Origin of the sequence: Bradyrhizobium altum (assembly GCF_020889705.1) — a bacterium.
Taxonomy (GTDB): Bacteria; Pseudomonadota; Alphaproteobacteria; order Rhizobiales; family Xanthobacteraceae; genus Bradyrhizobium; species Bradyrhizobium altum.
Map to the genome: position 1 here is coordinate 1 of NZ_JACMYP010000133.1, position 24,881 is coordinate 24,881.

Annotated in this window: 22 protein-coding genes; 14 read left to right on the plus strand and 8 right to left on the minus strand. The window is 64.7% G+C overall.

The annotated features are described in order from the left end of the window. Positions 1–120: 120 nt before the first annotated feature. The 3 genes from H8B02_RS27780 to H8B02_RS27790 form a co-directional block, all read right to left on the minus strand. Positions 121–1,734, minus strand: coding sequence for a glycosyltransferase family 39 protein (locus H8B02_RS27780; RefSeq protein ID WP_229169160.1), 1,614 nt, complete (start codon positions 1,732–1,734; stop codon positions 121–123). Positions 1,735–1,908: 174 nt separating this feature from the next. Further along, positions 1,909–2,676 carry a M15 family metallopeptidase gene (locus H8B02_RS27785; protein ID WP_229169161.1) on the minus strand — a complete coding sequence of 256 codons (768 nt, stop codon included), beginning with the start codon at positions 2,674–2,676 and terminating at the stop codon, positions 1,909–1,911. Then, positions 2,677–4,050, minus strand: a complete 1,374-nt coding sequence (locus H8B02_RS27790; RefSeq protein ID WP_229169162.1) for a YARHG domain-containing protein — start codon at positions 4,048–4,050, stop codon at positions 2,677–2,679. It lies immediately after the preceding gene. A 161-nt stretch (positions 4,051–4,211) separates the two neighbouring features. Between H8B02_RS27790 and lepA the strand changes: the two genes are divergently transcribed. The 4 genes from lepA (at position 4,212) to H8B02_RS27810 (ending at position 9,261) form a co-directional block, all read left to right on the plus strand. After that, the gene (gene lepA / locus H8B02_RS27795) at positions 4,212–6,023 is read left to right on the plus strand and encodes a translation elongation factor 4 (RefSeq protein ID WP_229169163.1); all 1,812 of its coding nucleotides are present in this window, start codon (positions 4,212–4,214) and stop codon (positions 6,021–6,023) included. Between the two features lie 207 nt (positions 6,024–6,230). Then, a complete protein-coding gene (locus H8B02_RS27800) occupies positions 6,231–6,563 on the plus strand; it encodes a hypothetical protein (RefSeq protein ID WP_229169164.1) in 333 nt (110 codons plus the stop codon). A 151-nt stretch (positions 6,564–6,714) separates the two neighbouring features. Next, positions 6,715–7,941 (plus strand): MFS transporter, encoded by a 1,227-nt coding sequence (locus H8B02_RS27805; protein WP_229169165.1) that lies wholly within the window; start codon positions 6,715–6,717, stop codon positions 7,939–7,941. Between the two features lie 147 nt (positions 7,942–8,088). After that, complete coding sequence (locus tag H8B02_RS27810; protein ID WP_229169166.1) at positions 8,089–9,261, plus strand: acyl-CoA dehydrogenase family protein; 1,173 nt, start codon at positions 8,089–8,091, stop codon at positions 9,259–9,261. 320 nt (positions 9,262–9,581) lie between these two features. Here H8B02_RS27810 and H8B02_RS27815 read toward each other — a convergent pair whose 3' ends face one another. Then, positions 9,582–10,085 (minus strand): methyltransferase family protein, encoded by a 504-nt coding sequence (locus H8B02_RS27815; protein ID WP_229169167.1) that lies wholly within the window; start codon positions 10,083–10,085, stop codon positions 9,582–9,584. A gap of 396 nt (positions 10,086–10,481) precedes the next feature. Between H8B02_RS27815 and H8B02_RS27820 the strand changes: the two genes are divergently transcribed. Next, positions 10,482–10,736, plus strand: a complete 255-nt coding sequence (locus H8B02_RS27820) for a hypothetical protein (RefSeq protein ID WP_229169168.1) — start codon at positions 10,482–10,484, stop codon at positions 10,734–10,736. Between the two features lie 166 nt (positions 10,737–10,902). Here H8B02_RS27820 and H8B02_RS27825 read toward each other — a convergent pair whose 3' ends face one another. After that, positions 10,903–11,427 carry a DUF2867 domain-containing protein gene (locus H8B02_RS27825; RefSeq protein WP_229169169.1) on the minus strand — a complete coding sequence of 175 codons (525 nt, stop codon included), beginning with the start codon at positions 11,425–11,427 and terminating at the stop codon, positions 10,903–10,905. 645 nt (positions 11,428–12,072) lie between these two features. Further along, the gene (locus H8B02_RS27830) at positions 12,073–13,104 is read right to left on the minus strand and encodes an IS110 family RNA-guided transposase (RefSeq protein WP_229169179.1); all 1,032 of its coding nucleotides are present in this window, start codon (positions 13,102–13,104) and stop codon (positions 12,073–12,075) included. Positions 13,105–13,269: 165 nt separating this feature from the next. Between H8B02_RS27830 and H8B02_RS27835 the strand changes: the two genes are divergently transcribed. The 3 genes from H8B02_RS27835 (at position 13,270) to H8B02_RS27845 (ending at position 16,701) form a co-directional block, all read left to right on the plus strand. Beyond that, entirely contained in the window at positions 13,270–13,773 is a 504-nt protein-coding gene (locus H8B02_RS27835; protein WP_229169170.1) for a hypothetical protein, read from the plus strand. A 443-nt stretch (positions 13,774–14,216) separates the two neighbouring features. Then, positions 14,217–16,184 (plus strand): methyl-accepting chemotaxis protein, encoded by a 1,968-nt coding sequence (locus H8B02_RS27840; RefSeq protein WP_229169171.1) that lies wholly within the window; start codon positions 14,217–14,219, stop codon positions 16,182–16,184. A 70-nt stretch (positions 16,185–16,254) separates the two neighbouring features. After that, a complete protein-coding gene (locus tag H8B02_RS27845; RefSeq protein ID WP_229169172.1) occupies positions 16,255–16,701 on the plus strand; it encodes a DUF1801 domain-containing protein in 447 nt (148 codons plus the stop codon). A 219-nt stretch (positions 16,702–16,920) separates the two neighbouring features. On the opposite strand, the gene H8B02_RS27850 is transcribed toward H8B02_RS27845, so the two are convergent. Both H8B02_RS27850 and H8B02_RS27855 read right to left on the minus strand, forming a co-directional pair. Further along, on the minus strand, positions 16,921–19,113 hold the full coding sequence (locus H8B02_RS27850) for a putative bifunctional diguanylate cyclase/phosphodiesterase (RefSeq protein ID WP_229169173.1): 2,193 nt from the start codon (positions 19,111–19,113) through the stop codon (positions 16,921–16,923). Between the two features lie 441 nt (positions 19,114–19,554). Then, the gene (locus H8B02_RS27855; RefSeq protein ID WP_376711717.1) at positions 19,555–19,992 is read right to left on the minus strand and encodes a L,D-transpeptidase; all 438 of its coding nucleotides are present in this window, start codon (positions 19,990–19,992) and stop codon (positions 19,555–19,557) included. A gap of 192 nt (positions 19,993–20,184) precedes the next feature. Between H8B02_RS27855 and mepA the strand changes: the two genes are divergently transcribed. The 6 genes from mepA to H8B02_RS27885 all read left to right on the plus strand — a co-directional run. After that, the gene (gene mepA, locus H8B02_RS27860; protein WP_229169174.1) at positions 20,185–21,132 is read left to right on the plus strand and encodes a penicillin-insensitive murein endopeptidase; all 948 of its coding nucleotides are present in this window, start codon (positions 20,185–20,187) and stop codon (positions 21,130–21,132) included. A gap of 149 nt (positions 21,133–21,281) precedes the next feature. Then, a complete protein-coding gene (locus H8B02_RS27865) occupies positions 21,282–21,791 on the plus strand; it encodes a hypothetical protein (protein WP_229169175.1) in 510 nt (169 codons plus the stop codon). Between the two features lie 189 nt (positions 21,792–21,980). Continuing rightward, positions 21,981–22,766 (plus strand): molybdate ABC transporter substrate-binding protein, encoded by a 786-nt coding sequence (gene modA / locus H8B02_RS27870; protein WP_229169176.1) that lies wholly within the window; start codon positions 21,981–21,983, stop codon positions 22,764–22,766. A 163-nt stretch (positions 22,767–22,929) separates the two neighbouring features. Further along, entirely contained in the window at positions 22,930–23,625 is a 696-nt protein-coding gene (gene modB, locus H8B02_RS27875) for a molybdate ABC transporter permease subunit (protein ID WP_092122814.1), read from the plus strand. Positions 23,626–23,627: 2 nt separating this feature from the next. After that, positions 23,628–24,299, plus strand: a complete 672-nt coding sequence (modC, locus tag H8B02_RS27880) for a molybdenum ABC transporter ATP-binding protein (RefSeq protein ID WP_229169177.1) — start codon at positions 23,628–23,630, stop codon at positions 24,297–24,299. A gap of 93 nt (positions 24,300–24,392) precedes the next feature. Next, a partial coding sequence (locus H8B02_RS27885) for a hypothetical protein (RefSeq protein ID WP_229169178.1) occupies positions 24,393–24,881 on the plus strand: 489 nt, incomplete at its 3' end.

Genomic DNA, 24,881 nt, shown 5'->3' on the forward strand with positions numbered 1-24,881 from the left:
GAAGGATGCACGGCCCCGCCGGTGGCCGATTCATCCTTCGAGGCTCGCTCCGCTCGCACCTCAGGATGACGGGAGCGGCACTGATGACGGAAACGGCACGGCACTGATGCCCGGAAATGGCTATTTCGCCGGCGGCACCAGATAGACCTTCCACACCGTCGACGGGCCGGGATGACCGTTGAAGAAGCGCATGGTGTTCATCACCAGCGGCTCGGCATCCTTGGCATGCTCGGCCATCCATGCTTCGCATGGCTGCAGGAACACCGGATCGGTGGTGTCGCAGACGCCGATGAAGCCGAGACGCTTGGCTTCGTCGAGCGACGTCAGCCCCGACGACCACGCTTCGCCCGGAACGAGCGAGGCCGGATGATCCGGACTGTAGAACGTCATCGGCTCGCCGATGTCGGAGCGTGCGACGACCACCGCCCAGCGCGAATGGAATCTGTCCTGCCAGGTCTGGGTGAGCTCGCGCGCCAATTCAGAGCGCGCGGCGTAGGTCGAGCCGCCGACACGGTTGGACGCGATTTCCTGCGTGGCGATGCTGGGCGCGGCGATCAGCGTGACGATCGTGGCCACGAACCACACCGCTGTGATCGAGAACAGCGCCATGCGCGGGAATCGCAGCGAGGGAATCGCAACCAGTGCAAGCGGCACCAGGAAGAACAGCGGGATGCCCCAATCGGTCTTGATGTAGACGGTGAATGCCAGTGCGCCGAGCGGCGGCCCGATCGCGACGATCAGCTGGATGATCCAGATGTTGAGCGCCTGCGGAAGATTGACGGCCGGATTGGGTCCACGCGACCAGATCCGCGCCAGCACGTCCGACGGCCGCCATGGCACCGACCCCAGCAGCAGCGCCACAAGGCCCAGCACGGTCGGTATCGCGAGCAGACCGAGATTGTGCACGATGTAGCCGATCACGAGCTGGACGTTGAGCTCGCGGCTCGACAGCGCGTAGACGTCGCCGGCATAGGTGAACGGCACGAAGTTCACCTCCTCCAGCCACACCAGATGCGGGATCATCGTCACGATCATCGTGCCGATCGCAACCCATGGCGCCGGCGAGCGCAGGAATTGCATCCGCTGCGGATGAATCAGCGCGGCAAGGCCGACGGCGCCGATCATCGTCACCACCCAGTATTTGGTCATCAGCGCCAGCATGCCGGCAAAGCCGAGCCAGAGCCCCGATTTGAAGCTGCGCTTCTCGAACGCGTTCAGATAGGCCAGCACCAACAGCGGCAACGGCACCAGCTGCGCGAGGTCGGCGTTGTATTTGAAGCCCTTGAAATTGAAGATCGGGTAGAGCGCGAGCATCACCACCATGAAAAACGCACGGCGGCGATCGACGACGCGCAGCGCGATCAGCCAGCACACCACCAGCGCGAAGCTGACCGTTGCCATCGCGAGCGCGTAGGTCGACCAGTTGGTAACGGGAAAGATCCTGAACCAGACCCCTGCAATCCAGCCCGACAGCGGCGGATGCTTGCCATAGCCGAGCAGGAAGCGCTGGCCCCAGGCATAAGCCTCCGCGACATCCATATGGACGTCCTGCGCAGCCTTGAGCTTGACCAGGATCAGCGTCCACAACACCGCGTGAACCAATGCGAAGCCGATCACGAACCACAGGCTGGTCCTGGGATCGACGGCGCGCGAGGCAATCCAGGCGGCGATCCGCCGGATCGTCAGTCTGCGGGTGGTGCGCCTTGCGGCAGGGAGAGTGGTGGCGGTCGACATGGCCTGTGCCTGAGGCATGACCCGGAAACGTGGAAAGCGGTTTCCCGGAAGGATCATGCCGAATGGAAGCGGAAGGGGCGATGAGTGATTGCTCACCAGCATTTCATCGCGCTTTAGCGCGTTTTTGTGGCCAGTGTAATCAGCTTGGCGTGAGAACGCCTCCAACCGGCCGGTTCACTTTGCGAGAAGCTCCGGCCGGTACTCGAAATGCATGGTATCGTAGTGGTACCACTTGCCGCCCCAGATGAAGCCGTGGCGCTCGAAGATGTCGACGATCTCGCGCGGCATCCGGTTCTTGTAGGGGATGGTGTTGCCCTTACCCGCCCACAGCCAGTAATCCGAGACCTTCAGGTTAAGGTCGATCGCAGCCGCATAGCCGTGCATGCTCATCCGCCCGGTATCGGCGACGGCGCGACAAGATAGCACACCCGCGATCGGAAAGGCCGCGGCGCGCAGCGCCGGATCGAGCGCGTCGATCTCGGCGGAGACCTGCTTGAGACGGTCGGCGACGCCGTTGACCCGCGTGACCTGAACCGGCTTGCCCCAGGATCGCGGTAGCCAGGTGATCGTCACCAGGTTCCGCCTGACCTCCGCCGTGTTGCAGTCGCCATACATCTTCTTGAAGAAGGCCTCGTTGCGGAAACGGCCGGGATCGACATTCGGGGCCGGCGGCGCCGATGGCCCGGACGGATAAGGCTGCCGCATCTGGTCGAGGATCGAGGCATTGCGCAGCATCTGATCGAACGGCTTGCCGGAGACGCCGTCGTCGACCGGCATCACCGTGCCGTCGCGCCAGGTGATCGTGGTGTCGTCATGGGTGGAGAGCGCATCGGGATAGGCGCGCACCAGGCGGTCGAGCAATTCGCTTTTGCTCTGAGCGTGCGCGAGCGGCGGCAGCAGCGCCAGCAAGGCAACGATGCAGGCCGTGCCGCGCGCGGCCATTCAGTGCTTTCCGGCCTGATCGATCAGCGCGACATTGGCCTCCTCGATCGCGTTCAGCTTCGGATTCCAGCTGTTCGGCGCATACCAGGGGAAGCGCGCGAAATACGCCTTGAGATCGGCGGAATCGAAATAGCGTCCCCTGCGGGCGAAGATCTCGTTGCGCGCGATCCGCAGCTCGTCCCGCGACAGCCGCCGCAGATCGGCAGGGGTCAGCAGACGCCGGTCGGAATCCGGGAAGATGAAACCGCTCGGCGCAGCACCGCCACCGGATTCGAAACGGTCGATCAGCGCGACATTCGCGCTCTCGATCGCATTGAGCGGCGGATCCCATGAGCGGGGCACGTACCAAGCGAACTTGCTGAATCGCGCGGTCAGGTCCGGCGCGTTGAAGTAGCGCCCGCGCCGCGCGAAGATTTCATTGCGCGCGATCCGCAGATCGTCCTTGCTGAGCAGCCTGAGATCGCTCTCCGACAGCAGGCGGCTGTCGGAATCCGCAATGATGAAGTCCGATTGCGTGCGCACCGCCGGCGGCGCCGATGGCGGCACGTTTTGCGGCGGCAGACTTTGCTGCGGCGGGATCACCGTCGCCGGCGGATCGGCGGTCGCGACCTGAGCCGGCGTGTTGCCGGCAAAATAGAACGAGCCGTCGATCGGCGAGGTGGAGACCCAGGGCTGTTGCGCGCTGCCGGTCGCGCGCTTGACGACGAGGCCGACCTGATTGAACGCCTGCAGCACGTCAAGCCCGGGCTTCTGCATGGTGTCGACGAGGGCGCGCGTGTAGGGGCTGTGGCCGTCATCGCCGTCGAGCGCGACGTTGCCCGGCTGGGTCGCGTAGGACAACAGCGTGCCCTCCGGCGCGCGGATCTGGGCAAGGCCGCCGTCGGCGGCGCGCAAGCCACGCCCGCCGAACGGATTGTTCCGGCAGGCGTCCAGGATGACGATGTTGAGCCGCGTGCCTGCGCCTTCCATCTGCCGCAGCACCAGGCCGACATCGACCATCTGGAAATCGACATCGGCCTCGCGCACAGGATTCGCCGAGACCGGCACCAGATAATTCGTTCCGCGCACCTGGATGCCGTGGCCGGCGTAATAGAACAGCGCCACGTCGGCGCCCATCAGCTGGCTGCCGAAGCGCTGGATCGCGGCATCGAAACCGGCCTTGTCCAGATCGACCTGGGCCTGCCCGCCGACCAGTGCAAAGCCCAGCCGCTGCAGCGTGTCGGCCACGAGCTGCGCATCGTCCTTCGGATTCTGCAGCCGCGACACGTTCTGATAGGTCGAATTGCCGACCACCAGCGCGACACGCTTGTCGGCGGCCGCGGGCGCTGCGAACAACACGGCGAGCAATCCGGCGGCGAGAAGGGTCCAGCGCATCGTCAGGTCCGAGGTTTTGGGCCGAAACATCTAGCAGAAACCTGCCCTAAAATCGATCATGGCGGATCTGACTGAAACACGGCCGTGATTCGCCGTCACACCCCTGCAAAATACCGCAATATGGTTGCCCGCGCGGGGGTGCGGATGCTATCCCGCGCCCCATGACAACTGCCCCGATTTCGAACATCCGCAACTTCTCCATCGTCGCCCATATCGACCATGGCAAATCGACCCTTGCCGACCGCCTGATCCAGATGACGGGCGGCCTGTCGGATCGCGAAATGGCGGGCAAGGAGCAGGTGCTCGATTCGATGGATATCGAGCGCGAGCGCGGCATCACCATCAAGGCGCAGACCGTCCGGCTGAACTACCGCGCCAAGGACGGCAAGGATTACATCTTCAATCTGATGGACACGCCGGGCCACGTCGACTTCGCCTACGAGGTCTCGCGGTCGCTGGCGGCCTGCGAGGGTTCCCTGCTGGTGGTCGACGCCAGCCAGGGCGTCGAGGCGCAGACGCTCGCCAACGTCTACCATGCGCTCGACGCCGGTCACGAGATCGTGCCGGTCCTGAACAAGGTCGATCTGCCCGCGGCCGAGCCCGAGAAGGTCAAGCAGCAGATCGAGGACGTGATCGGCATCGACGCCTCCGACGCCGTGATGATCTCGGCCAAGACCGGCCTCGGCGTCCCCGACGTGCTGGAGGCGGTCGTCACCCGCCTGCCGCCGCCGAAGGGCGACCGCGACGCGACCTTGAAGGCGCTGCTGGTCGACAGCTGGTACGACGTCTATCTCGGCGTGGTCGTCCTGATCCGCGTCGTCGACGGCGTGATGAGGAAGGGCAGCCGCATCCGCATGATGGGCACCGGCGCTGCCTATGACATCGAGCGCGTCGGCTTCTTCACGCCGAAGATGCAGCAGGTCGAGGAGCTCGGCCCCGGCGAGATCGGCTTCATCACCGCGGCGATCAAGGAAGTCGCCGACACCCGCGTCGGCGACACCATCACCGACGACAGGAAGCCGGTCACCGAGATGCTGCCCGGCTTCAAGCCGGCGATCCCGGTGGTGTTCTGCGGCCTGTTCCCGGTCGATGCCGACGATTTCGAGACGCTGCGCGCGGCGATGGGCAAGCTCAGGCTGAACGACGCCAGCTTCTCGTTCGAGATGGAAACCTCCGCTGCGCTCGGCTTCGGCTTCCGCTGCGGCTTCCTCGGGCTGTTGCATCTGGAGATCATCCAGGAGCGGCTGTCGCGCGAGTTCGACCTCAATTTGATCGCGACCGCGCCGAGCGTCATCTACAAGATGAAGCTGACCGACGGCACCGAGCTCGAGATCCACAACCCGGTCGACATGCCCGACGTGGTCAAGATCGCCGAGATCGAGGAGCCGTGGATCGAGGCTACCATCCTCACCCCCGACGAATATCTCGGCAGCGTGCTGAAGCTGTGCCAGGACCGCCGCGGCGCGCAGAAGGAGCTCACCTATGTCGGCTCCCGCGCGATGGTGAAATACGACCTGCCGCTCAACGAGGTGGTGTTCGATTTCTACGATCGCCTGAAGTCGGTCTCCAAGGGCTATGCCTCGTTCGACTATCATCTGACCGATTACAAGCCGGCCGATCTGGTCAAGATGCAGATCCTGGTCAACGCCGAGCCGGTCGACGCGCTGTCGATGCTGGTGCATCGGACCCGCGCCGAGGGCCGGGGCCGCGCCATGGTCGAGAAGATGAAGGAGCTGATCCCGCCGCACATGTTCCAGATCCCGATCCAGGCGGCGATCGGCGGCAAGGTGATCGCGCGCGAAACCGTGCGCGCACTGCGCAAGGACGTCACCGCGAAGTGCTACGGCGGCGACATCACGCGCAAGCGCAAGCTTCTGGAGAAGCAGAAGGAAGGCAAGAAGAAGATGCGGCAGTTCGGCAAGGTCGACATCCCGCAGGAAGCCTTCATCGCCGCGCTCAAGGTGGATAGCTGAGGCATCGTCTCGAACTGCCGTCGGCTTGACGACAGGCACGCCAGCCCCGCTCTGGGTGAAAATCTCGAAAACAACCCCATGCAAAGTAGCCGGAGGCGGACAGCTGACGCGCTGCCGCTGGCCCACTTGTTGCCCATTCTTGTCCCAGCAACAAAACGCACCATGATTTGAATCGCCACGACGCGGCGGCCCGACTAAGCTTCGATCATGTTGCGCATCCTGTCTCTTTCGATCGTCATCCTCGCCTTGCTGCAGCCGGACCTGAGCGCGGCCGCTTCCTCGAAGAAGCGGCAGACCGCCCGCTGGCACGGCTATGGCTTCCTGCCCGGCTACCGGCAGCCGCCCAACGAAACCATTCCGGTGCTCGGTCCGCGCGGCGCCGCCCGCGGCTACCCGGACTACTCGCCGGAATATTGGTATGGCGGGGATTGGCACTATTTCGGCCGGCCCGGCTTCCATGGCGGCGGGCGCTACAATGGTGGCAGCTACGGCCCGTGCTGGAGCTGGACGCCGATCGGGCGGGCCTGGAATTGCGGCTAGCCGCGCGTCGCTGCGACATCTTGCGCATGCAACGCACGATCCGCTGATCCCGGAATGAGAGGCATGTTGCCCGTCATATTGCCCCCGGACCTCAGATAGGCCACCATCCTCCCTGCGCGCACCACAACAAACAACAGCGCAGGGGAAACGCATGAGCAAGGCCGCGCGGTTCGATTATGGCTGGGTGGTCGTCGGCGCGGGCGCGCTGATGACCTGCGTCGGCTTCGGCACCATGCTGTCGCTCGCGGTATTCCTGCAGCCGATCTCGGATACGATGGGCTGGTCGCGCGCCGGCGTATCGGCGGCGGCGACGCTGGATTTCCTCTGCATGGGTTTTGCGGCGTTCGCCTGGGGCACGCTGTCCGACCGCTTCGGCACCCGCATCGTGGTGCTCGCGGGCAGCCTGCTGCTCGGGCTTGGCCTCGTGACGGCAAGCCGGGCGCAGAGCCTGTGGCAATTCCAGCTCTGCTTCGGCGTGCTGATCGGGATCGCCGCCGGCAGCTTCTATGCGCCGATGATGGCGCTTGCGAGCGCCTGGATCGACAAGCATCGCAGCCTTGCCGTCGCACTGGTGTCGGCAGGCATGGGTGTATCGCCGGTGACGGTTGCGCCGTCCGCAAGCTGGCTGATCACGGCCTATGACTGGCGCTTTGCGATGCTCGTGATCGGCATCGCCGCATGGGCGCTCTTGATCCCCGCGTCGTTCCTGGTGCGTCCGGCGCCGCAGGGAACGCCCGTCGCGATCCCAACGGCTGGCAATGCGCCGCAAGCGGAATGGACCGTGGCGCAGGCGCTGCGCACGCCGCAATTCATCACGCTCGCACTGGCCCATTTCGCCTGCTGCGCGGCGCATTCGGGCCCGATCTTCCACATGGTGTCCTACGCCATGGTGTGCGGCATCGCGCCGCTCACCGCGGTCACGGTCTACAGCCTCGCCGGCTTCTCCGGGCTCGGCGGACGGCTGCTGCTCGGCGTGCTGGCCGATCGGCTCGGCGCCAAGCCGGTCCTGGTCGGCGGCCTGCTGGTGCAGGCGCTGTCGATCGCGACTTATCTTGCGGTGGCACAGCTCGGCGAGTTCTACGCGCTGTCGGTGGTGTTCGGGCTCGCCTATGGCGGCGTGATGCCGCTCTACGCCGTGCTGGTGCGCGAGTTCTTCGGCGCGCGGATCATGGGCACGGTGTTCGGCGCCGTGTCGGCCTTCGCGAGCCTCGGCATGGCGCTCGGGCCGTGGGCCGGCGGCTACGTGTTCGACACGTTCCATGGCTACACGTGGCTGCACGCCGGTTCGTTCGCGATCGGTCTTGCCGCGGTCGCCGTGGCGCTGAGTTTCTCCACCAAGCGCCAGCCGTCGCTCGATCTCGGCCGCGCCGCCGCCTGAGCGCGGATGCGTGCGTCGATCGCGCGCGCGGCCGCGATGGATAGCTGATCTGCGCCGGTGCCGCGCCGCCTTGCCCTCCTTTGCCGGATGGGCCACCATCGCTCGACCCGCCCAACAAGAACGTCAGAAGGGGCGCCGAGGACACGCATGAACAAGCCGCAGGGATTCGACCTTGTCGAGCGGGCGCGCGCGCTGGCGCCGCTGATCATCAGCGAGGCCGACGAGATCGAACGGACGCGGCGGCTGACGCCTTCCGTCACCGCGGCCCTCGTCGAGAACGGGCTGTATCGCGCGCTGCTGCCGATGCGCTTCGGCGGCGCCGAGGCGACGCTGGACGCGTTCATGCAGATGCAGGAGGAGATCGCCAAGGCCGACGCATCGACCGCCTGGTGCCTCGGCCAATGCAGCGTCTGCGCCATGACCGCGGCCTATCTCGACCCCGACGCCGCCAACGCGATCTTCAACACCGCGCCCGGCATTCTGGCCTGGGGCGCGATCGCCCATGAGGTGCGTGCCGAGCCCGGCGGCTACCGCGCCAGTGCGCGCTGGGATTTCGCCTCGGGCTCGCGGCAGGCGAGCTGGCTCGGCGCCCATGTCCGCGTCGTCGAAGCCGACGGCTCGCCGCGCAAGAAGGCCGACGGCTCGCCGGAGATCCGCACCATCCTGTTTCCGATGTCGCAGGCTGTGATGTACGACGTCTGGGACGTGATCGGCCTGAAGGGCACCGGCACCGATTCCTATTCGGTCGACAACCTTTTCATCCCTGAGGCATTCGCCGCGCTGCGCGACGACCCCGCCGCGTGCCGGGAGCCGGGGCCGCTCTACAAGCTCTCCACCAACATGGTGTTCAGCATGGGCTTCGCCGCCACCTCGCTCGGCGTCGCGCGCGCGATGCTGGATGCGGCGACCGGGCTTGCTCGGGCTAAGACCCCGCAAGGCCTCAAGGCGATGCGCGACAACTGCGCCGTGCAGGGCCAGATCGGCCGCACCGAGGCGAGCCTGCGCGCCGCGCGGGCCTATCTGTATGCGACGGCGAACGAGGTCTGGAGCGATCTCGCCCGCGGCGATCCGATCAGCGAGGCGCATCGCATCGCGATCCGCATCGCCTCGACCTGGACCATCCACCAGTCGGCCGCCGTGGTCGACACCGCCTATCACATGTCGGGGGCAACCGCGGTGTTTGCGAAGAACCCGTTCGAGCGCCGGTTTCGCGACATGCATGCGATCGCGCAGCAGATCCAGGCCCGCGACACGCAGTATGAAGATGCCGGCAAGGCGATCCTGGCGGGCAATCTCTCCGCGCCGCCGACCGCGCGATGAAGTCAGATTGAACCAGGCCCTGCACTCATCAATCCGCCATGTCGGCTCTACCCCCTAAAACCTGATATCGCCGGGTGACCACGGCATGTCGGTTTTGAGTCGATTGCGGAAGTTGCGCAGCTAAACGACGATGTTGGCGACTGCCATGACTGTCATTGAAGTCGCTGACTTTGTGGCAAGCAAGCTCTGGTCGACGGCAACCTCGTTGTCTTGCCTTTCGGTAGCCGTGCATGGCGTCGCCGCAGCTGCTGCACCTGATCAGGGAGGAGAGGCGCGCTTGGACCTTAGCGAAGGCAGTGCCCATCGTCATGATGCTCGCGTTACGGGACTCGCCAGGGGGTCAGCCGTGGAACCCAGCGCGGGACATTGGCCCGAAAGTCCTCGTACTGCGCGCCAAATGTCTGCTTGAGCGTTGGTTCTTCGTACACCAAGACGAAGACGTGGAAAAAGAGCCAGAGCAGCGCGGCATACCAGAGGAGGCGCCAATCGCCGAATAAAAGTGCTTGACCAAAAATGACGGCAGCGACCCCGACGTAAATCGGATTTCGTACGTGGCGATAGAGACCCGTGATCACCAGCTTCTGTGTCGGCGCGATCGGGGCTGGCGTTCCCAGCCCCTGCAGTGCAAACCGCGCGAACGAATCTACAACTCCGGGCACTCCGGCAATGATCAACATAGGTCCGATGGCGCGGGTCAGTTCAAAGCCGAAGAAAGCCGGCCGGAACTCCCAATGTGTGATCCACCATGGGACGAGCCCCGCCAGCACCAAGGGCGCGACGACGAAGAATAGAGCAGAGCCCAAGATGGCAATCGCCTTCGACACGCGTAGCCCTGGTACCAATGTTGCGATCCACACTACTCCAACCAAGCGCGAACCGGAAGACGGGCCAAAAAGCTCTTTCCATCTAAGGCCCCATGTCGGAAGCGCCATGTCGGCTTGGGGTCAATCGCGTCGTTTTTGCAGTCGGCCAGCTACGTCCGGTCTTCCCTCAACTTCGGCGATGTCGCTGCACTGCGCCAACTGACGCGGTGGGCCATACGCAGTCCTAGCGGTCGCGCGTCGGTTCGAGGATCATTCGCAAATGACGGGGAATTGCTCGCGGACCATCAACGTCCAGGGGCCTTGATCATACATCTCGGACTCGGGCTCATCGCTCTTACCGTAGTGCAGTCGCGAGCCTGCTTCTAGCCGAGCGCAAATCCGCAACACGAGTGGCTCTTGAGGCTCGACGCCATGGACGGCAAGGGCCGCTCGCAGTTGCCGCCACCGTTTCCCGGCGAAGACGCCGGTGTGGCAATTGGGTTCGCAGCAGCAACACGTTCGGCCGGCGCGAAACGTAATGTGCAGCTCGAACTCCTCTCCCTGGCCTCGGACGTTCTCGACGCTCAGCGCATAATATTGGTCGGGACGTTCTTCAGCGCCTCGGTTTTGTCGGAGCAAGTCAATCCAGGCAGCATAGATGCGTGCTCGTAGGGTCGTGTGTTCATCCATGAGAGTGGCGCTGACAGCGCGTTCATCCGGATCAAGAGCCTAGCAGCCAAGTGAGGCAGGCTCAGCTCCCATCGGCCTGTGAACCAAGAAACAGGAAGTCTCGCTCTGTACTGGCCAGGGCGTGCACTCATCAATCCGCCATGCAGCTCTACTGCAGTTGTGTTTGTGCACAGCGTGCCAGGTTGGCCCTGACCACGAGGTGATGAAAAGGCCTGATCGCGTTGAGATAGGTGAAGCCCAAGGCATTGTGGGTATGCACGACGGTTGTCGCGATGAGCAACGTGCCTGTTGGAGAGTGGCGTCGGAGCAGAGATAGCCGGAAGTCCAGGTGTCGGTCATCCGTACCGAGCACGATTTCGTCCTTGCCCTCCCAGTACACCGGGAAGAAGTCCACCCGTTCATGGCTGTCCGGGGACGTCCTGACCGTATCGGAGGTTTTGATGCCAAAGGGCGTAACCATGGCGTCGCGCAGCGCGATCAACGCCTTCTGCCACGCGGGTGGATTGACGAGTGTCCGCGTCGCCAGCTCGCGCATGCTCGACTGTTCCGACGCACTCAAGTCGATGCTATAGCTATCGAGTAAACTGGCGTTCTCGTACCAGCTCGCAACGACACTTTCCGACGGCGGCGTCGTCCGGCGTACCTGCGGTTTGCGGTCAAAACCCATGCTCATGACGATGTCACCTATTCAAGGGGCCATCAACTACGTGCGTGAAGACAAGCAAATCGCCTCAGCACTTGGCCCGACATAGCGGCCCTATTTCCCTACGCTGAGCTCGCAACTCGTCGCTGGTTTGCAGGCCTTCAACTCTACGGTGATCGGCGCGGGGTCTCAAGGCCGATCTACGCGTTAAAGAATTGATCCCACCAACGATAGAGGGGTCAATGTTCGAGGCTTATTCACACTCAAACCGCGAGGGACTGATTGCGGCTAGCTGCATCGAGAAGGAAGTCCGCTTTGAGTCAAAGCGGTCGATCGCGACCGAACCCAGAGACTTCCGGCTCACTTCGGAGAGCCGACGTTCTCGAAGGTCATTCAGACCGTCGCTATGGGCCATGTGTGGACGGCTCCGGGTTGGCAAGGAGAATCTTCACTTGCAGCGTTGGTCGGAGCAGCCATGTGTTCGGCCTGTTAGCGCGGTTCACGTGACCGCTGGCCATAATGCCCTCCGCGGATCAGGTCCCGGTCAAAAGCACGCATTCTAAGATGCTGTGGCCCAAGTGGGTTGTCCTGATCGCCGGATCGACCGGCGCTGCATTAGTGCTGTTCGCCCTTCCAACCGTTACGTCACACCCGAATGACCGGCTGTGATCTCGTTCACGCCGTAAGAGCGGCGGGTTCCTTGTAGCGTTCATTCCTGGCCATCATCGCCCATGCCATCCTGGCAAGTTTGTTGGCGAGCGCGATCGCAGCAACCTTGGTCGGTCGACGCGCCAGCAGTCCCGTGAGCCAGGGCCGATGGCCTGTGCCATGGATTTTGGCATAGCGGATCACGGCGAGCGCGCCGGCCGTGAACAGGCTGCGCAAATAGCGATCGCCTTGTTTGCTAATACTGCCAAGCTTGTCCTTACCCCCGCTCGAGTTCTGCTTCGGCACGAGCCCGACCCAGGCCGAGAAGTCCCGTCCCGATCGGAAGGCGTTGGGATCGGCAATGCTGGCGACCAGCGCCGTTGCCAGCGCCGGCCCGACGCCGGGGATCGCGTCCAGCCGTTGGCTCGTCGCATCTGATCGATGCCAGGCGATGATGCGTCGGTCGAACTCCAGGATTTGGGCCTTCAGGGCGCGCAACTGGCTGCCGAGAGCCGCAAGACAAGCACGGGCTACCTCGGGGAGCCGGCGGTCAGCTGGATCGGCGACGACTTCCAGCAATTGCTCGACACCCCTGCGTCCGACAGGTGCGACAATCCCGAACTCGGTAAGATAGGCACGGATTGAATTGATCACGGCAGTCTGCTGGCGGATGAAGAGATGGCGCGCCCGGTGAAGCATCAGACAGCTCTGTTGCTCGACCGTCTTGGTTGGCACGAACCGCATGTTGGGCCTCGTAACCGCCTCGCAAATCGCCTCCGCGTCCGTGCTGTCGTTCTTCTGTCGCTTGACGTACGGCTTCACGTAGGCCGGAGGCATCAACCGCACCGCATGCCCCAACGCCTGCAGCTCGCGGGACCAATGATGGGATGACGCGCAAGCCTCGATCCCGACCAGGCATGGCGGCAGCTTCTGGAAAAATGCCAGGACGTGCTGGCGCCTCAACCGACGGCGTATGACCACCTGGCCGGCTGCATCAACGCCATGCACTTGAAAGACCGACTTCGCGATATCCAGACCGATTGTCGAAATTGACCGCATAGCTTGCTCCTCCGAATCGTGGGAGCCTCTAACGACGCCCACTCCTTGGCATTCTCGTGCCAGTGGAGGAGCCGTCCACAGCATCAGAAGCGGAAGGACGCTTGCCTTGCGGAGGTTCATGCTATGGGTGTCAAATTCATCAAAGAGACGGCAGAGTGAGTTCAAATGGATTTAGATCGTCCAGAATGGCTGACCATGCACGGCGGCTATCGTGTCCCCTACGATCCTCGCGATGCGTTGCTCGCCCTCGAAAGTGGCAAAAATGCTAAAGCCGCTTGGGATGAGCTTTGGAGCGAACTCTTCCACCAAGGTGACGTTGGCGAGGCATCTTATGCGGCCGTCCCACACTTAGTGCGTATTTATGCCTCTCGCGAGAGAGCGGACTGGAACACCTACGCGTTTGTCGCCATCATTGAGGGTGCCCGTCTGAATCCTGGCAATCCAAGGCTCCCCGCCAAAATGCGCGACCAATATGAGGCTGCCGTGCAGTCGCTAAGCCGGCAGGGCGTTCGCGAACTCGAAGCTGCAGTAGATCCCACTCTCGTCGCAAGTATCTTAGCGGTTATTGCAATTGCCAAAGGGCAGCCCACGCTCGGCAGGCTAGCTGTGGAGTTTGCCGAAGATGAACGACAAGAGATGATCAGATTCTGGGAAGGGCAGCATCGGTAGCGTGTCTTTCGTCGATGGACCAAGTCCGCCTTGGGTCATTCTCGACCGATTTCAACGTGGCTTCGTGATGTCCGCTTGTTCTCCGGCAGCGGACATCGGACCGCTGCCGTTTGTGAGTGCACGCCTAAACGACCGCGAGCACGCTGCGCTCCCTCTCCCGCTTGCGGGGGAGGGCTGGGTGGGGTATCGCCGCGAATCCCATTGTGGAGGGAGCCCCCGCCCGACGCACTCCGCGCGTCGGCCTCCCCCGCAAGCGGGAGAAGCGAAGCGAGTCGGCGGTCCGACTGATCCAACCCAATCTCGTCGCGCTTTAGCTGGACAGCACGAAAGTCGCACCGCCGGCAACGGTCGCGGCACGAATTTTCGGCGGCAACAACATCCGGTTGTTAAGCTTTTTCTGAGACTTTCCGGCAGGCGCTAATGCCTGGAGTTCCACTGGCCCCATGTTCAAGCTTCGATCGATTGCCGCCCGCCTGATTCTGGCGATTTCACTGACCGTTGCAGTCGCCTGCGCCATCCTCGGCGGCTTCTCCATCAGCCAGCAGCGCACGCTGACGCGGCTCGCGCTCGATCAGCAGCTCAAGCTGCAATATGACAGCGTGATTGCAGCGATCGAGTACGAGGGCCGCGCGGCGTTAGCCGTCAGCTCCGCCATTGCGGCGCTGCCGCCGGTCGGCGACGCGATCGTCAGGAACGATCGCGACGCCCTAGCGGCGCTGCTCGGGGATGCCAACAAGGCACTGATCGCGCAGGGTATCCCGCTGATTACGTTCCAGACACCGCCGGCGCTGTCGTTCTATCGGGTGCACGCGCCCAAGGTCTTTGGCGACGACGTATCCGGACGCCGCACGACCGTGGTCGAGGCAATAAGGAGCGGCCGGTCGATCGTCGGCGTCGAGCCTGGCCGCGAGGCACTCGGCATCTTCGGCATGACCCCGATCGTCCGCGAAGGCAAGAGCATTGCCAATGTCGACGTCGGCGCCGCCTTCGGCAAGGAATTCGTCGACCGTGCCAAGAAGCGCTTCGGCATCGACCTCGCCGTGCATTCCTTCGACGGCAAGACCTTCAGGCGGCTGTCCTCGACCTTCGGCGACACCGTGGTCGCGACCCAGGACGAGCTCAAGGGCGTGATGAACGGCGCAGCGCTGCTGCGCGACGCTGTTCTCGACGGCCATGCGGTGGAGCTCTATCTCGGGCAGATCAAAAACTATGCCGGCGAACCGGTCGCCGTGCTCGAGATCATCAAGGACACCAGCGACTATGAAGCCGCCGCGGCGAGCGCGCAACGCAATCTGATCTTCGGCACCGTCGCGATCCTGGCCGCGGCCGTGCTGCTCGCGTTCCTGCTCGGCCGCGGCTTGTCACGGCCGCTCACCGCGATCACCGCGGTCATGAACCGCCTGTCCAGCGGCGACACCAGCGTCACGATATCAGGCAGCGAGCGCCGCGACGAGCTCGGCACGATGGCGAAGGCGGTCGACGTGTTCCGCCGCGGCATGCTCGAAACCTCTTCGCTGCGCGATGCACAGGAGGCCGACAAGGTGAAGGCCGCGGCCGACAAGCAGGCGCTGCAGCGGCAGATGGCCGACCGCTTCGAATCCGATGTCAAGGGCATGGTCGCCGCCGTCGCGCGGTCGTCGAGCGCCATGCAAGGCGTCGCCAACGAGATCACCACCAGCGTCAACGGCGCCTCGGAACGGACCGCGGCGGCCGCCGCCGCATCCGAGGAGGCGTCGGCCAGCGTCAATGCGGTCGCAGCCGCCACCGAAGAGCTGGCCTCCTCGATCACCGAGATCGGCCGCCAGGTCACCCATTCCAGCCGCGTCGCCGACAATGCCGTGGCCAAGGCGATGGAGACCACGGAGATGGTGACGAGCCTCGCCGCATCCGCCGAGAAGATCGGCGACGTGCTGCGCCTGATCAGCGCGATCGCGAGCCAGACCAATCTGCTGGCGCTCAACGCCACCATCGAGGCGGCGCGCGCCGGCGAGGCCGGCCGCGGCTTCGCCGTGGTCGCCGCCGAAGTAAAGGGGCTGGCGAGCCAGACCGCGAAGGCGACCGAGGAGATCGCCGGCCAGGTCGGCGCGATCCAGTCCGCCACCGGCAATTGCGTCAGCGCGATCGGCGACATCAGCGGCACCATCCGCGAGATCTCGGGCATCGCCACCGCCATCGCGGCCGCCGTCGAGCAGCAGGACTCGGCGACGCGGGAGATCGCCCGCAGCGTGCAGCAGGCGTCCTCCGGCACCGTCGAGGTCTCCGCCAATATCGCGGGCGCCAGCGAAGCCGCCGGCCAGTCCCGCGCCCTCACCGGCAATGTGCTGGATACGTCCAGCGAGCTCGGCGATCACGCCTCCGCGCTGTCGCACAGCGTCGATACGTTCCTCGCCGGCCTGCGCAACGCGGCCTGAGCGGCGGGCTATGTGTCGTTGAAGGCGCTATGGTAGATTGGCGCGATACGTCGTCCTCGCGGAGCCCTCCATGCGCAAGCCGGCAATATCGACCAGCAAGGCTGTACGCCCCCCGCAGCCGAAAGCGGAAGACGCGCTGTTTGACGCCTACCCTGCCGCCGTCAAGGCCAAGCTGCTGGCGCTGCGGCGACTGATCTTCGAGACCGCGAAGGCAACCAGGGGCGTCGGCGCGCTGGAAGAGACGCTGAAATGGGGGCAGCCGAGCTACCTTACGCCGGAGACCGGCAGCGGCAGCACGGTCCGGATCGATCAGGTGAAGCCCGCCGCCGACCAGGTCGCGGTCTACTTCCACTGCCAGACCAATCTGGTCGAGACCTTCCGCGAGCTCTATCCCGAGCTCAGCTACAGCGGCAACCGCGCGATCCTGCTCGATGTCGCGGCCAAGCTTCCGGAGTCCGCGCTGCGCCACTGCGTGGCGCTGGCGCTGACCTATCATCTGAAGAAGAAAGCGACGTAGGGCGTGATGGCGACGGCGGCACCTCCCTCTCCCCGTTCTTACGGGGAGAGGGTTGGGGTGAGGGACCGTCTCCGCGCAAACGGTGACAGCTGTGTTTGCGGAGGCTCCCCCTCACCCGGAACGCATCTAACGATGCGTTCCGACCTCTCCCCGCACGCGGGGCGAGGTAAGCGGAGCGCGACGTTCGATTCGAGATAACATTTCTCGCTCAAGGCTTCGCTACGCCGCCGTCGCGACGCGCTGCGCCTTCAAGAGGCTGATAACCTCGGCGTTCGGCCGTGCGCGGCTGAACAGAAAGCCCTGGCCCTCGTGGCAGCCCTCGGCGCGCAGGCAGCTCAGCTCCGCCTCGGTCTCGACGCCCTCCGCGGTGATGGTGACGCCGAGCCCCACGCCGAGGCTGACGATCGAACGCACGATCGCCTGCGCGTCCGGGTTCGCGCCGAGGTCGCGCACGAACGACTGGTCGATCTTGATCTTGTCGAACGGAAAGCTGCGCAGGTAGCTCAGGCTCGAATAGCCGGTGCCGAAATCGTCCATCGACATCCGCACCCCGAGCGCGCGCAGCGCATGCAGCGTCGCCAGCACCTGGCTGCTCTTCTCGAGCAGCAGCGTCTCGGTGATTTCGAGCTCGAGCCGCCGCGCCGGCAGGCCGGACTGCCGCAACGCGTCGGTGATCAGCGCCAACAGATTGCCGGTGCGGAATTGCAGCGGCGACAAATTGACCGCGACGCGGACGTCGTCGGGCCATTGCGCCGCGTCCCTGCAGGCGCGATGCAGCATCAGCGCCCCCAGCGGATTGATCAAGCCGGTCTCCTCGGCCACCGGGATGAACTCGCCGGGCGAGATCATGCCGCGCTCCGGATGCGGCCAACGCACCAGCGCCTCGAAGCCGGTGATGCGTCCGCTGGTGAGATCGACCAGCGGCTGGTAATAGGGCCGCAGGCCCTCATTCTGGATCGCATCGCGCAGATCGATCTCGATCTTGCGGCGGCTCTGCGCACGCGCGTCCATCTCGGCTTCGAAGAAGGAGAAGGTGCCGCGGAATTCGCTCTTGGCGCGCGACAGCGCCATGTCCGCGCTCTTCAAGAGCTTCTCGGAATCCTCGCCGTCGCCGGGCGACATCGCGATCCCGATGCTGGCGCCGACCACCACCGAATGGCCATCGAGCAGATAGGGCTCGCCGATCGCATCCAGGATCCGCCGCGCCAGCAGCACCGCGTCCTCGGGCCGCATCACGCCGCCCTGCACGATGGTGAACTCATCGGAGTTGAGCCGGGCCAGCGCGTCTTCCTCGCGCAGCGTCGAGCGCAGCCGCTTGGCGACCCCGCGCAACAGCTTGTCGCCGATGCCGTGGCCGAGCGTGTCGTTGACCGCCTTGAAATTGTCGAGCCCGAGCATCAGCACCGCGACCTTGTCGGTCGAGCGGCGGGTGTGCTGCAGCATGTCTTCCATCTGCTGGCGAAGCAGATTGCGGTTCGGCAGGCCGGTCAGGCTGTCGTGCTGGGCCATGAAGGCCAGCCGCGCCTCGGCGCGCTTGCGTTCGGTGATGTCCATCAGCGCGAGCAGCATCGCCGGCTGGTCGCCATGCATCAGCTGGCGCGAATAGATCGCCAGGTCGATCAGCGTGCCGTCCGCGCGCACATGCTTCCAGGTCCGCGCCGCCTGCTCGTCGCTGCTGCGGCCGGCGGCCCAGGGCAGCTCGGCATCGAACGCCTGCAGGCTCTTGATCGTCATCTTCTCGAATTCGGCACGAACATAACCATAGTGCGCGATCGCGGCGTCGTTGACCGCGAGGATCTTTTCGCCGTCGAGCGCGCACAGGATCATCGGCACCGGATTGCCGTCGAACAGCAGGCGGAACGACGCCTCGCGCTGTTTCAGTTCGGTGATGTCGACGCGCAAGCCGACGATGCCGCCGTCCGCGGTCAGCCGCTCCTCGATCAACACCACGCGGCCATCGGCCAGGACCTGCTCGTGCCGCTCACCCGGCTGGTACATCTTCTCGAGCCGCTCGGCGATCCACTCTTCCTCGCGCCCGGCGGCCTCGGGATAGTCGCCTCGCGCGACGCCGACGCGGATGGTGTCTTCCAGGCGCGCGCCTTGCTCGAACAGGTCGGAACTACGCTTGTAGATTTCCGAGTATTTCTTGTTCCAGAGGGTGTAGCGGCCTTCGGGGTCCAGGAACACGATGCCTTGCGGCAGGATGTCGATCGCCTCACGCAGCCGCGCATTGGACTTGCGGGCCTCGGCGATCGCGGCATCGGCCTGCGCGCGCTGGCGTACCAGTTCGCCGATCTCGACGGCGGTCCGGCGCGAACTGCCGGACATCTTCGGCATCGGTCTGGGCCGGCGGCCCTGAGGACCGGACAGTTTGGCCTGCTTCGGCTTCTTGATCTTTTTCGGCCGCATCATCGGTATCGCACGCCCCACGCGCATTCCAGTTCGGCGACATTTCTGCGATAAGTGTCTGAAAAATTGGTATCTCTCGGCGAATAGCTGCGCTGCCTGAGAAAACCGTACCTGCCCGCTTTGCAGGCGAGCTCACGCCGGATGCGAGGGGCCGGCGCTGCGCAAGCGTCGCTGCGCGCAGATTTGCAGCGTGGAAGCGCCGGAGCGTGGTGAAGGAAGGGTAAACCAACGTCCGCCTGCACAGTGAATGCGCCGAAAAAGCTGCAAGCGCATTAATGTTTGCCAGCGTGTGACAGGGTTATCACAGGGTTAAGGCACCGCCCGTTTGCGCGCGAGCGGCGGAGCTAGAGCTTCGGTTCTGATTGAATCAGAACCGAGGCTCTAGATTCTTGTTTTGACGCGTTTTCTTCACGCGAACCGGTGTCCACTTCGCTCGAAAACGCTTTAGTTGGTGATCTCGATCCGCGTGCCGCCGCGGCCATTGCGCTCGACCAGCCCGTAGAGCTGTGCGGCGTGCGAGGGGTTCAGGCGCACGCAACCATGCGAGGCCGGTCCGCCGAGACGCGTGAGTTCGTTGGTGCCGTGGATGGCAAAGCCGCCGTGGAAGAAGATCGAGTACGGCATCGGCGAGTTGTAGTATTTCCGCGAGTACCAGCGGCGCGCCATCATCTGCGGACGGAACACGCCGTTCGGCGTGCCGTAGCCGCGGCGCCCGGTCGACACCAGCCAGTTATAGCGCGTCGCGCCGTCGACGCTCACCGCCATGCGCTGCGATGATTTATCGATGTGGACGACGATGTCGGCTTTCGCCGGAGAGAGCGCCAATGTCGACGCGGCAATCGCGGCGGCAAACGCCAGCCGTACGCAACATACGCTTGTCATCACAACGCCTGCCTGAAATGATTGCGCGCATGATGTCGCCTGCTGCGCGCTTGTAAAGTGGCGTGGATCACATGCGAGCTGGCAAGCCGCGAGTAATCTTGATCCGCCTTGTGGGCGATCAAGCAAATGGGATGAAAGCGCGGTTGGCCTGCTTCGAATCCATGTTAGCCTTGCGCAGACAGAGTGATCCGAATGACACCCCGCCTGCGTCTGATCCCGCTCCTGATCTCGACCCTCCTCGCCTGCAGCATCTCCGCGCATGCGCAGGACAAGGGCTCGCTCAATCCGCAGCCATTGCCGCCGCTCGCTAACCCCAGCGATCCAAAGATCGGGGCGAAGCATCTGTTCGCCCGCAAGGTGCTGCCGGCGGCGCTGCCGACCCAATCGATCGGCGGCTACACCAAGGGCTGTCTTGCCGGCGCCGCGCAGATGCCGTTGAACGGCGACACCTGGCAGGTGATGCGCCTGTCGCGCAACCGCTATTGGGGTCACCCCGACATGATCGCGCTCCTGAAGCGGCTTGCGGCTAACGCACACAGGGACGCCGGCTGGCCCGGCATCCTGGTCGGCGATATCGGCCAGCCGCGCGGCGGCCCCGCGCTCTCGGGTCATGCCAGCCACCAGATCGGGCTCGACGCCGACATCTGGCTGACGCCGATGCCCGATCGCAAATTGTCGCGCGAGGACCGCGAGGAGATGTCGGCGGTGATGATGGTGCGTGACGACCGGCTCGATATCGATCCGCGCGTGTTCACGCCGGCCCATGTGCTGGTCCTCCGCGACGCGGCGCGCGAGCCTGCGGTGCAGCGCGTCTTCGTCAATCCCGCGATCAAGAGGGCGCTGTGCCGCGAGGCCAAGGGCGACCGCGGCTGGCTGTCAAAGATCCGGCCGTGGTGGGGCCACGACTACCACTTCCACATCCGCATGCGGTGTCCGTCCGGCAGCCCGGCATGCGAGGGACAGAAACCGCAGACGGAGGGCGAAGGCTGCAAGCCGTCCGATCTCGCCTTCTGGTTCAAGGACTCGGTGCTGCATCCGAAGCCTCCGCCGAAGCCGCCGAAACCGCGCCCGCCGATGACGCTGGCGCAGATGCCGGCGGCCTGCAAGACGGTGCTGAACGCAGCCGACGCCAAGCAGTAATATTCAGAGCAATAACATCCTTGTCAGGCGACTTTTCCGGCCGGCTCGAACTGCGTTATGATTGCGCGTCGTCGCGCCGTAAGCGTGTTCGAGCGATGGATCGGGGCCGCTGATCTCTTTCATCCGTCACATTTTGCATTGGACCAGTCATGCGCAAATCGCTCCTCGCCGCATCGCTCCTGCTTGCCTCAGTTCCCGCCTTCGCGGCGGAAGAGCCGAGCGGCTGCGACAAATTCAAATTGTCGATCGACCGCGCGCGCGCCGCGCTCACCGCGCCCGATCGCGCCAAGCTTGCCTCGGGCAGCGAACAGGCCGCACTGCCGCCGACCGCCATCACGCTGGCGCTGGTCGCGCCCGGCGAGGCCAAACTGCCGAGCCCGCCGGAGCGCGCACCGAAGGATGGCACCTTCGCCGGCTTCACCAGCTTCAAGGCCGCACCGAAGGCCGGGCTCTATACCGTCAGCCTGTCGGCCGGCGCCTGGGTCGACCTGGTGCAGGACGGGCATTTCCTGAAGCCGAAGGCCTTCAGCGGCGCGACCGACTGCGACGGTATCCGCAAGACCATGAAATATGACCTCACTGCCAGCCCCTTCGTGCTGCAGGTCAGCGGCTCAAAAGAGAATTCGCTGTCGATCGCGATCCAGCCGTCGGACGAATAACACGACCGGTCAGACAAACGGTCGCCTTTACCGTAAGCCCCAGCCTGCTATGTTTGCAGTGCGATATCCCCGAGGACCGTAAGTCCTTCGGGGACCAGCGGAACAGCGCTTCCGTCCGTCGCGCCCAGAACCCCCAACGCCTGGTTTGCGCGCGCCTGTTCGTGCGCGAGCTCGCACGGAGCGCTTTCCATGTCACGACTTGCCGGACTTTTCACTGCCTTCGTCATCCTGCTCGGTGCGATCCATTCGCCCGCAAGCGCCGAAGACAAGACGCTCACCATCTTTGCTGCCGCCTCGATGAAGAACGCGCTCGACGAGATCGATGCGGCCTACACCGCCAAGGCCGGCGTCAAGATCAGCGCCAGCTATGCCGCGAGCTCGGCATTGGCAAAGCAGATCGAACAGGGCGCCCCGGCCGACGTGTTCGTCTCCGCCGACACCGACTGGATGGACTATGCGATCAAGCAGAAGAACATCAATGAAGCGACGCGGGTGAACCTGCTCGGCAATTCGATCGTGCTGATCGCGCCGAAGGATTCCATGATCGGCAATGTCAGCATCGGACCCGGCTTCGATCTCGCCAAGCTCGCCGGCGACGGCAAGATCGCCACCGGCGACGTCAAGGCGGTGCCGGTCGGCAAATACGCCAAGGCCGCGCTCGAGAAGCTCGGCGCCTGGCAGGCCGCGGAGCCGAAATTCGCGATGGCGGAAAGCGTGCGCGCGGCACTGACGCTGGTGGCGCGCGGCGAAGCCGTGCTCGGCATCGTCTATTCGACCGACGCCAAGGTCGAGCCGGGCGTGAAGATCATCGGCACCTTCCCGGCCGACACCCATCCCGCGATCATCTACCCGGTTGCGGCGACCACGACCGCCAAGCCCGAGACCGCTGACTATCTCGCCTTCCTGCGCTCGTCCGCGGCGAAGACGATCCTCGAGAAGTACGGCTTCAAGTTCCTGATCAGCCCGACGACCTGAGCCCAGCGCCGCCGATTTGACGTTCCTCCAGCGATTGCCGCGCGCATCGTGAGGGACGTCAAATCGACCAGCGGCACTGGCCTATTGACTCTTACTGGTGTCTGTTCCCGAAGTTCGTAACTGAGGAGCCGCACTTGCATACGAACTTCGGGAATAGACACTAGTGTTTGAGATCTCGCCGACCGAATGGACGGCGATCCTGCTGTCGCTGCGGGTCGCTGTCATCGCAACGCTGGTGGCGACCCCGTTCGGGGTAGCGCTCGCCTGGCTGCTGGCGCGGCGCGATTTCTGGGGCAAGTCGCTGCTTGATGCCGCCGTGCATCTGCCGCTGGTGCTGCCGCCCGTCGTCACCGGCTATCTGCTGCTGCTGACCTTCGGCAAGCGCGGACTGGTCGGCGGCTGGCTGGCCGATCATCTCGGCATCGTCTTCGCGTTCCGCTGGACCGGCGCTGCACTCGCTTGCGGCGTGATGTCGTTTCCGCTTCTGGTGCGCCCGATCCGGCTCTCGATCGAGGCGGTCGACCGCCGCCTCGAGCAGGCCGCCGAGACGCTCGGCGCCGCGCCCTGGCGGGTGTTCGCAACGGTGACGCTGCCGCTCGCGCTGCCGGGCGTGCTGGCCGGCATGGTGCTCGGCTTTGCCAAGGCGATCGGCGAGTTCGGCGCGACCATCACCTTCGTCTCCAACATCCCCGGCGAGACCCAGACCATTTCATCGGCGATCTATTCGCTGATCCAGACGCCTGACGGCGACACCGCCGCGGCGCGGCTCGTGATCATCTCGATCGTGCTCGCGGTTGGCGCACTGGTCGCGGCTGAAGTGTTTGCGCGCCGCGCCACGGCGCGCCTGCACGGACAATAGCGATGCTGCGCGTCGACATCACCAAGCAGCTCGGCGAGTTCTCGCTCGCGGCGTCGTTCACCAGCGAGGGCCGCGTCACCGGCCTGTTCGGCGCGTCCGGCTCCGGCAAGACGTCGCTGATCAACACCGTCGCAGGCCTGGTGCGTCCTGATCGCGGCACCATCGTGATCGACGGCGAGACGGTCGATGATACCGCAGCCGGCATCCATGTCCCGACCTACCGGCGGCGCATTGGCTACGTCTTCCAGGACGCGCGGCTGTTTCCGCATCTCGATATCAGGCAGAACCTCGATTACGGCCGCCGGATGAACGGGCTCACGGAGGATCCTGCGCAACACAAGCGCGTCGTCGATCTGCTCGACATCGGCACCCTGCTCGACCGGCGCCCCGGAAAGCTCTCCGGCGGCGAGCGCCAGCGCGTCGCGCTCGGCCGCGCCCTCTTGTCCAAGCCGCGGCTGTTGCTGCTGGATGAGCCGCTGGGCGCGCTCGACGAGAGCCGCAAGCTCGAGATCCTGCCCTATCTGGTGCGGCTGCGCGACGAGGCCGGCGTCCCGATGGTCTATGTCAGCCACGACGCGGCCGAGCTTCGCCAGCTCGCCACCCAGATCGTGATGCTGCGCCGCGGCCAGGTCACCGCGTTCGGCGGTGTTAAGGTGTTGACGGGCGGCGCGTAGCTGGCCGTTTTTCCGAAAGTCGGCATAAGATAGCCCATCTTGTCTGCTAGGCCCGGATCGGGACGTCCGATCGGGCATGGGGAAAGGTGCACTTTGCGACTGACTGGCTGGGTATTGCTGCTGATCGGCGGGCTGCTGTGCGCCACGATTTCGTGGGCTGCGATCGGCTTCCTGCTCATGGGCATCGGCCTGATCTCGCTGCAGGTCGCCGAGCGCCGCCGACGCCTCGGTGATGATGCCGTGCCGGCCGGGGCTGGGGGATTTACCCCACCGCGCCTCGGTGCCGGGCTACAGCCGCCGACCCTCGACCCGGTCGCCGGCCAAGACACTGGCCGAGACACTGACCAGGACACCGGACCGCAGCGCCAGCCGCGCCGGGTGGCCTGGCCCGACAAGAACGGTGACGCGCCCTATGACCGGCAGGCCTGGCGCCGGCTGGTCGAGAGCGATCCCGATCTCGCCCAGCTTGCCAAGGTGCTGGCCGATTACGGCCCGCAATATGTCGATGAGCTCGCGGCCAGCTATCTCGCCGCTCCCGACAAGAGCCGCCTGGGCGCGATCGTCGACGGCATCATCGCGCGC

Coding starts and splice junctions, on each gene's coding strand:
- H8B02_RS27810 (WP_229169166.1), top strand. CDS start 8,089: ATGAACAAGCCGCAGGGATTCGACCTTGTCGAGCGGGCGCGCGCGCTG.
- H8B02_RS27780 (WP_229169160.1), bottom strand. CDS start 1,734: ATGTCGACCGCCACCACTCTCCCTGCCGCAAGGCGCACCACCCGCAGA.
- H8B02_RS27805 (WP_229169165.1), top strand. CDS start 6,715: ATGAGCAAGGCCGCGCGGTTCGATTATGGCTGGGTGGTCGTCGGCGCG.
- H8B02_RS27855 (WP_376711717.1), bottom strand. CDS start 19,992: ATGACAAGCGTATGTTGCGTACGGCTGGCGTTTGCCGCCGCGATTGCC.
- H8B02_RS27785 (WP_229169161.1), bottom strand. CDS start 2,676: ATGGCCGCGCGCGGCACGGCCTGCATCGTTGCCTTGCTGGCGCTGCTG.
- lepA (WP_229169163.1), top strand. CDS start 4,212: ATGACAACTGCCCCGATTTCGAACATCCGCAACTTCTCCATCGTCGCC.
- modC (WP_229169177.1), top strand. CDS start 23,628: ATGCTGCGCGTCGACATCACCAAGCAGCTCGGCGAGTTCTCGCTCGCG.
- H8B02_RS27850 (WP_229169173.1), bottom strand. CDS start 19,113: ATGATGCGGCCGAAAAAGATCAAGAAGCCGAAGCAGGCCAAACTGTCC.
- H8B02_RS27840 (WP_229169171.1), top strand. CDS start 14,217: ATGTTCAAGCTTCGATCGATTGCCGCCCGCCTGATTCTGGCGATTTCA.
- modA (WP_229169176.1), top strand. CDS start 21,981: ATGTCACGACTTGCCGGACTTTTCACTGCCTTCGTCATCCTGCTCGGT.
- H8B02_RS27800 (WP_229169164.1), top strand. CDS start 6,231: ATGTTGCGCATCCTGTCTCTTTCGATCGTCATCCTCGCCTTGCTGCAG.
- H8B02_RS27865 (WP_229169175.1), top strand. CDS start 21,282: ATGCGCAAATCGCTCCTCGCCGCATCGCTCCTGCTTGCCTCAGTTCCC.
- H8B02_RS27830 (WP_229169179.1), bottom strand. CDS start 13,104: ATGCGGTCAATTTCGACAATCGGTCTGGATATCGCGAAGTCGGTCTTT.
- H8B02_RS27825 (WP_229169169.1), bottom strand. CDS start 11,427: ATGAGCATGGGTTTTGACCGCAAACCGCAGGTACGCCGGACGACGCCG.
- mepA (WP_229169174.1), top strand. CDS start 20,185: ATGACACCCCGCCTGCGTCTGATCCCGCTCCTGATCTCGACCCTCCTC.
- H8B02_RS27835 (WP_229169170.1), top strand. CDS start 13,270: ATGGATTTAGATCGTCCAGAATGGCTGACCATGCACGGCGGCTATCGT.
- H8B02_RS27845 (WP_229169172.1), top strand. CDS start 16,255: ATGCGCAAGCCGGCAATATCGACCAGCAAGGCTGTACGCCCCCCGCAG.
- H8B02_RS27790 (WP_229169162.1), bottom strand. CDS start 4,050: ATGCGCTGGACCCTTCTCGCCGCCGGATTGCTCGCCGTGTTGTTCGCA.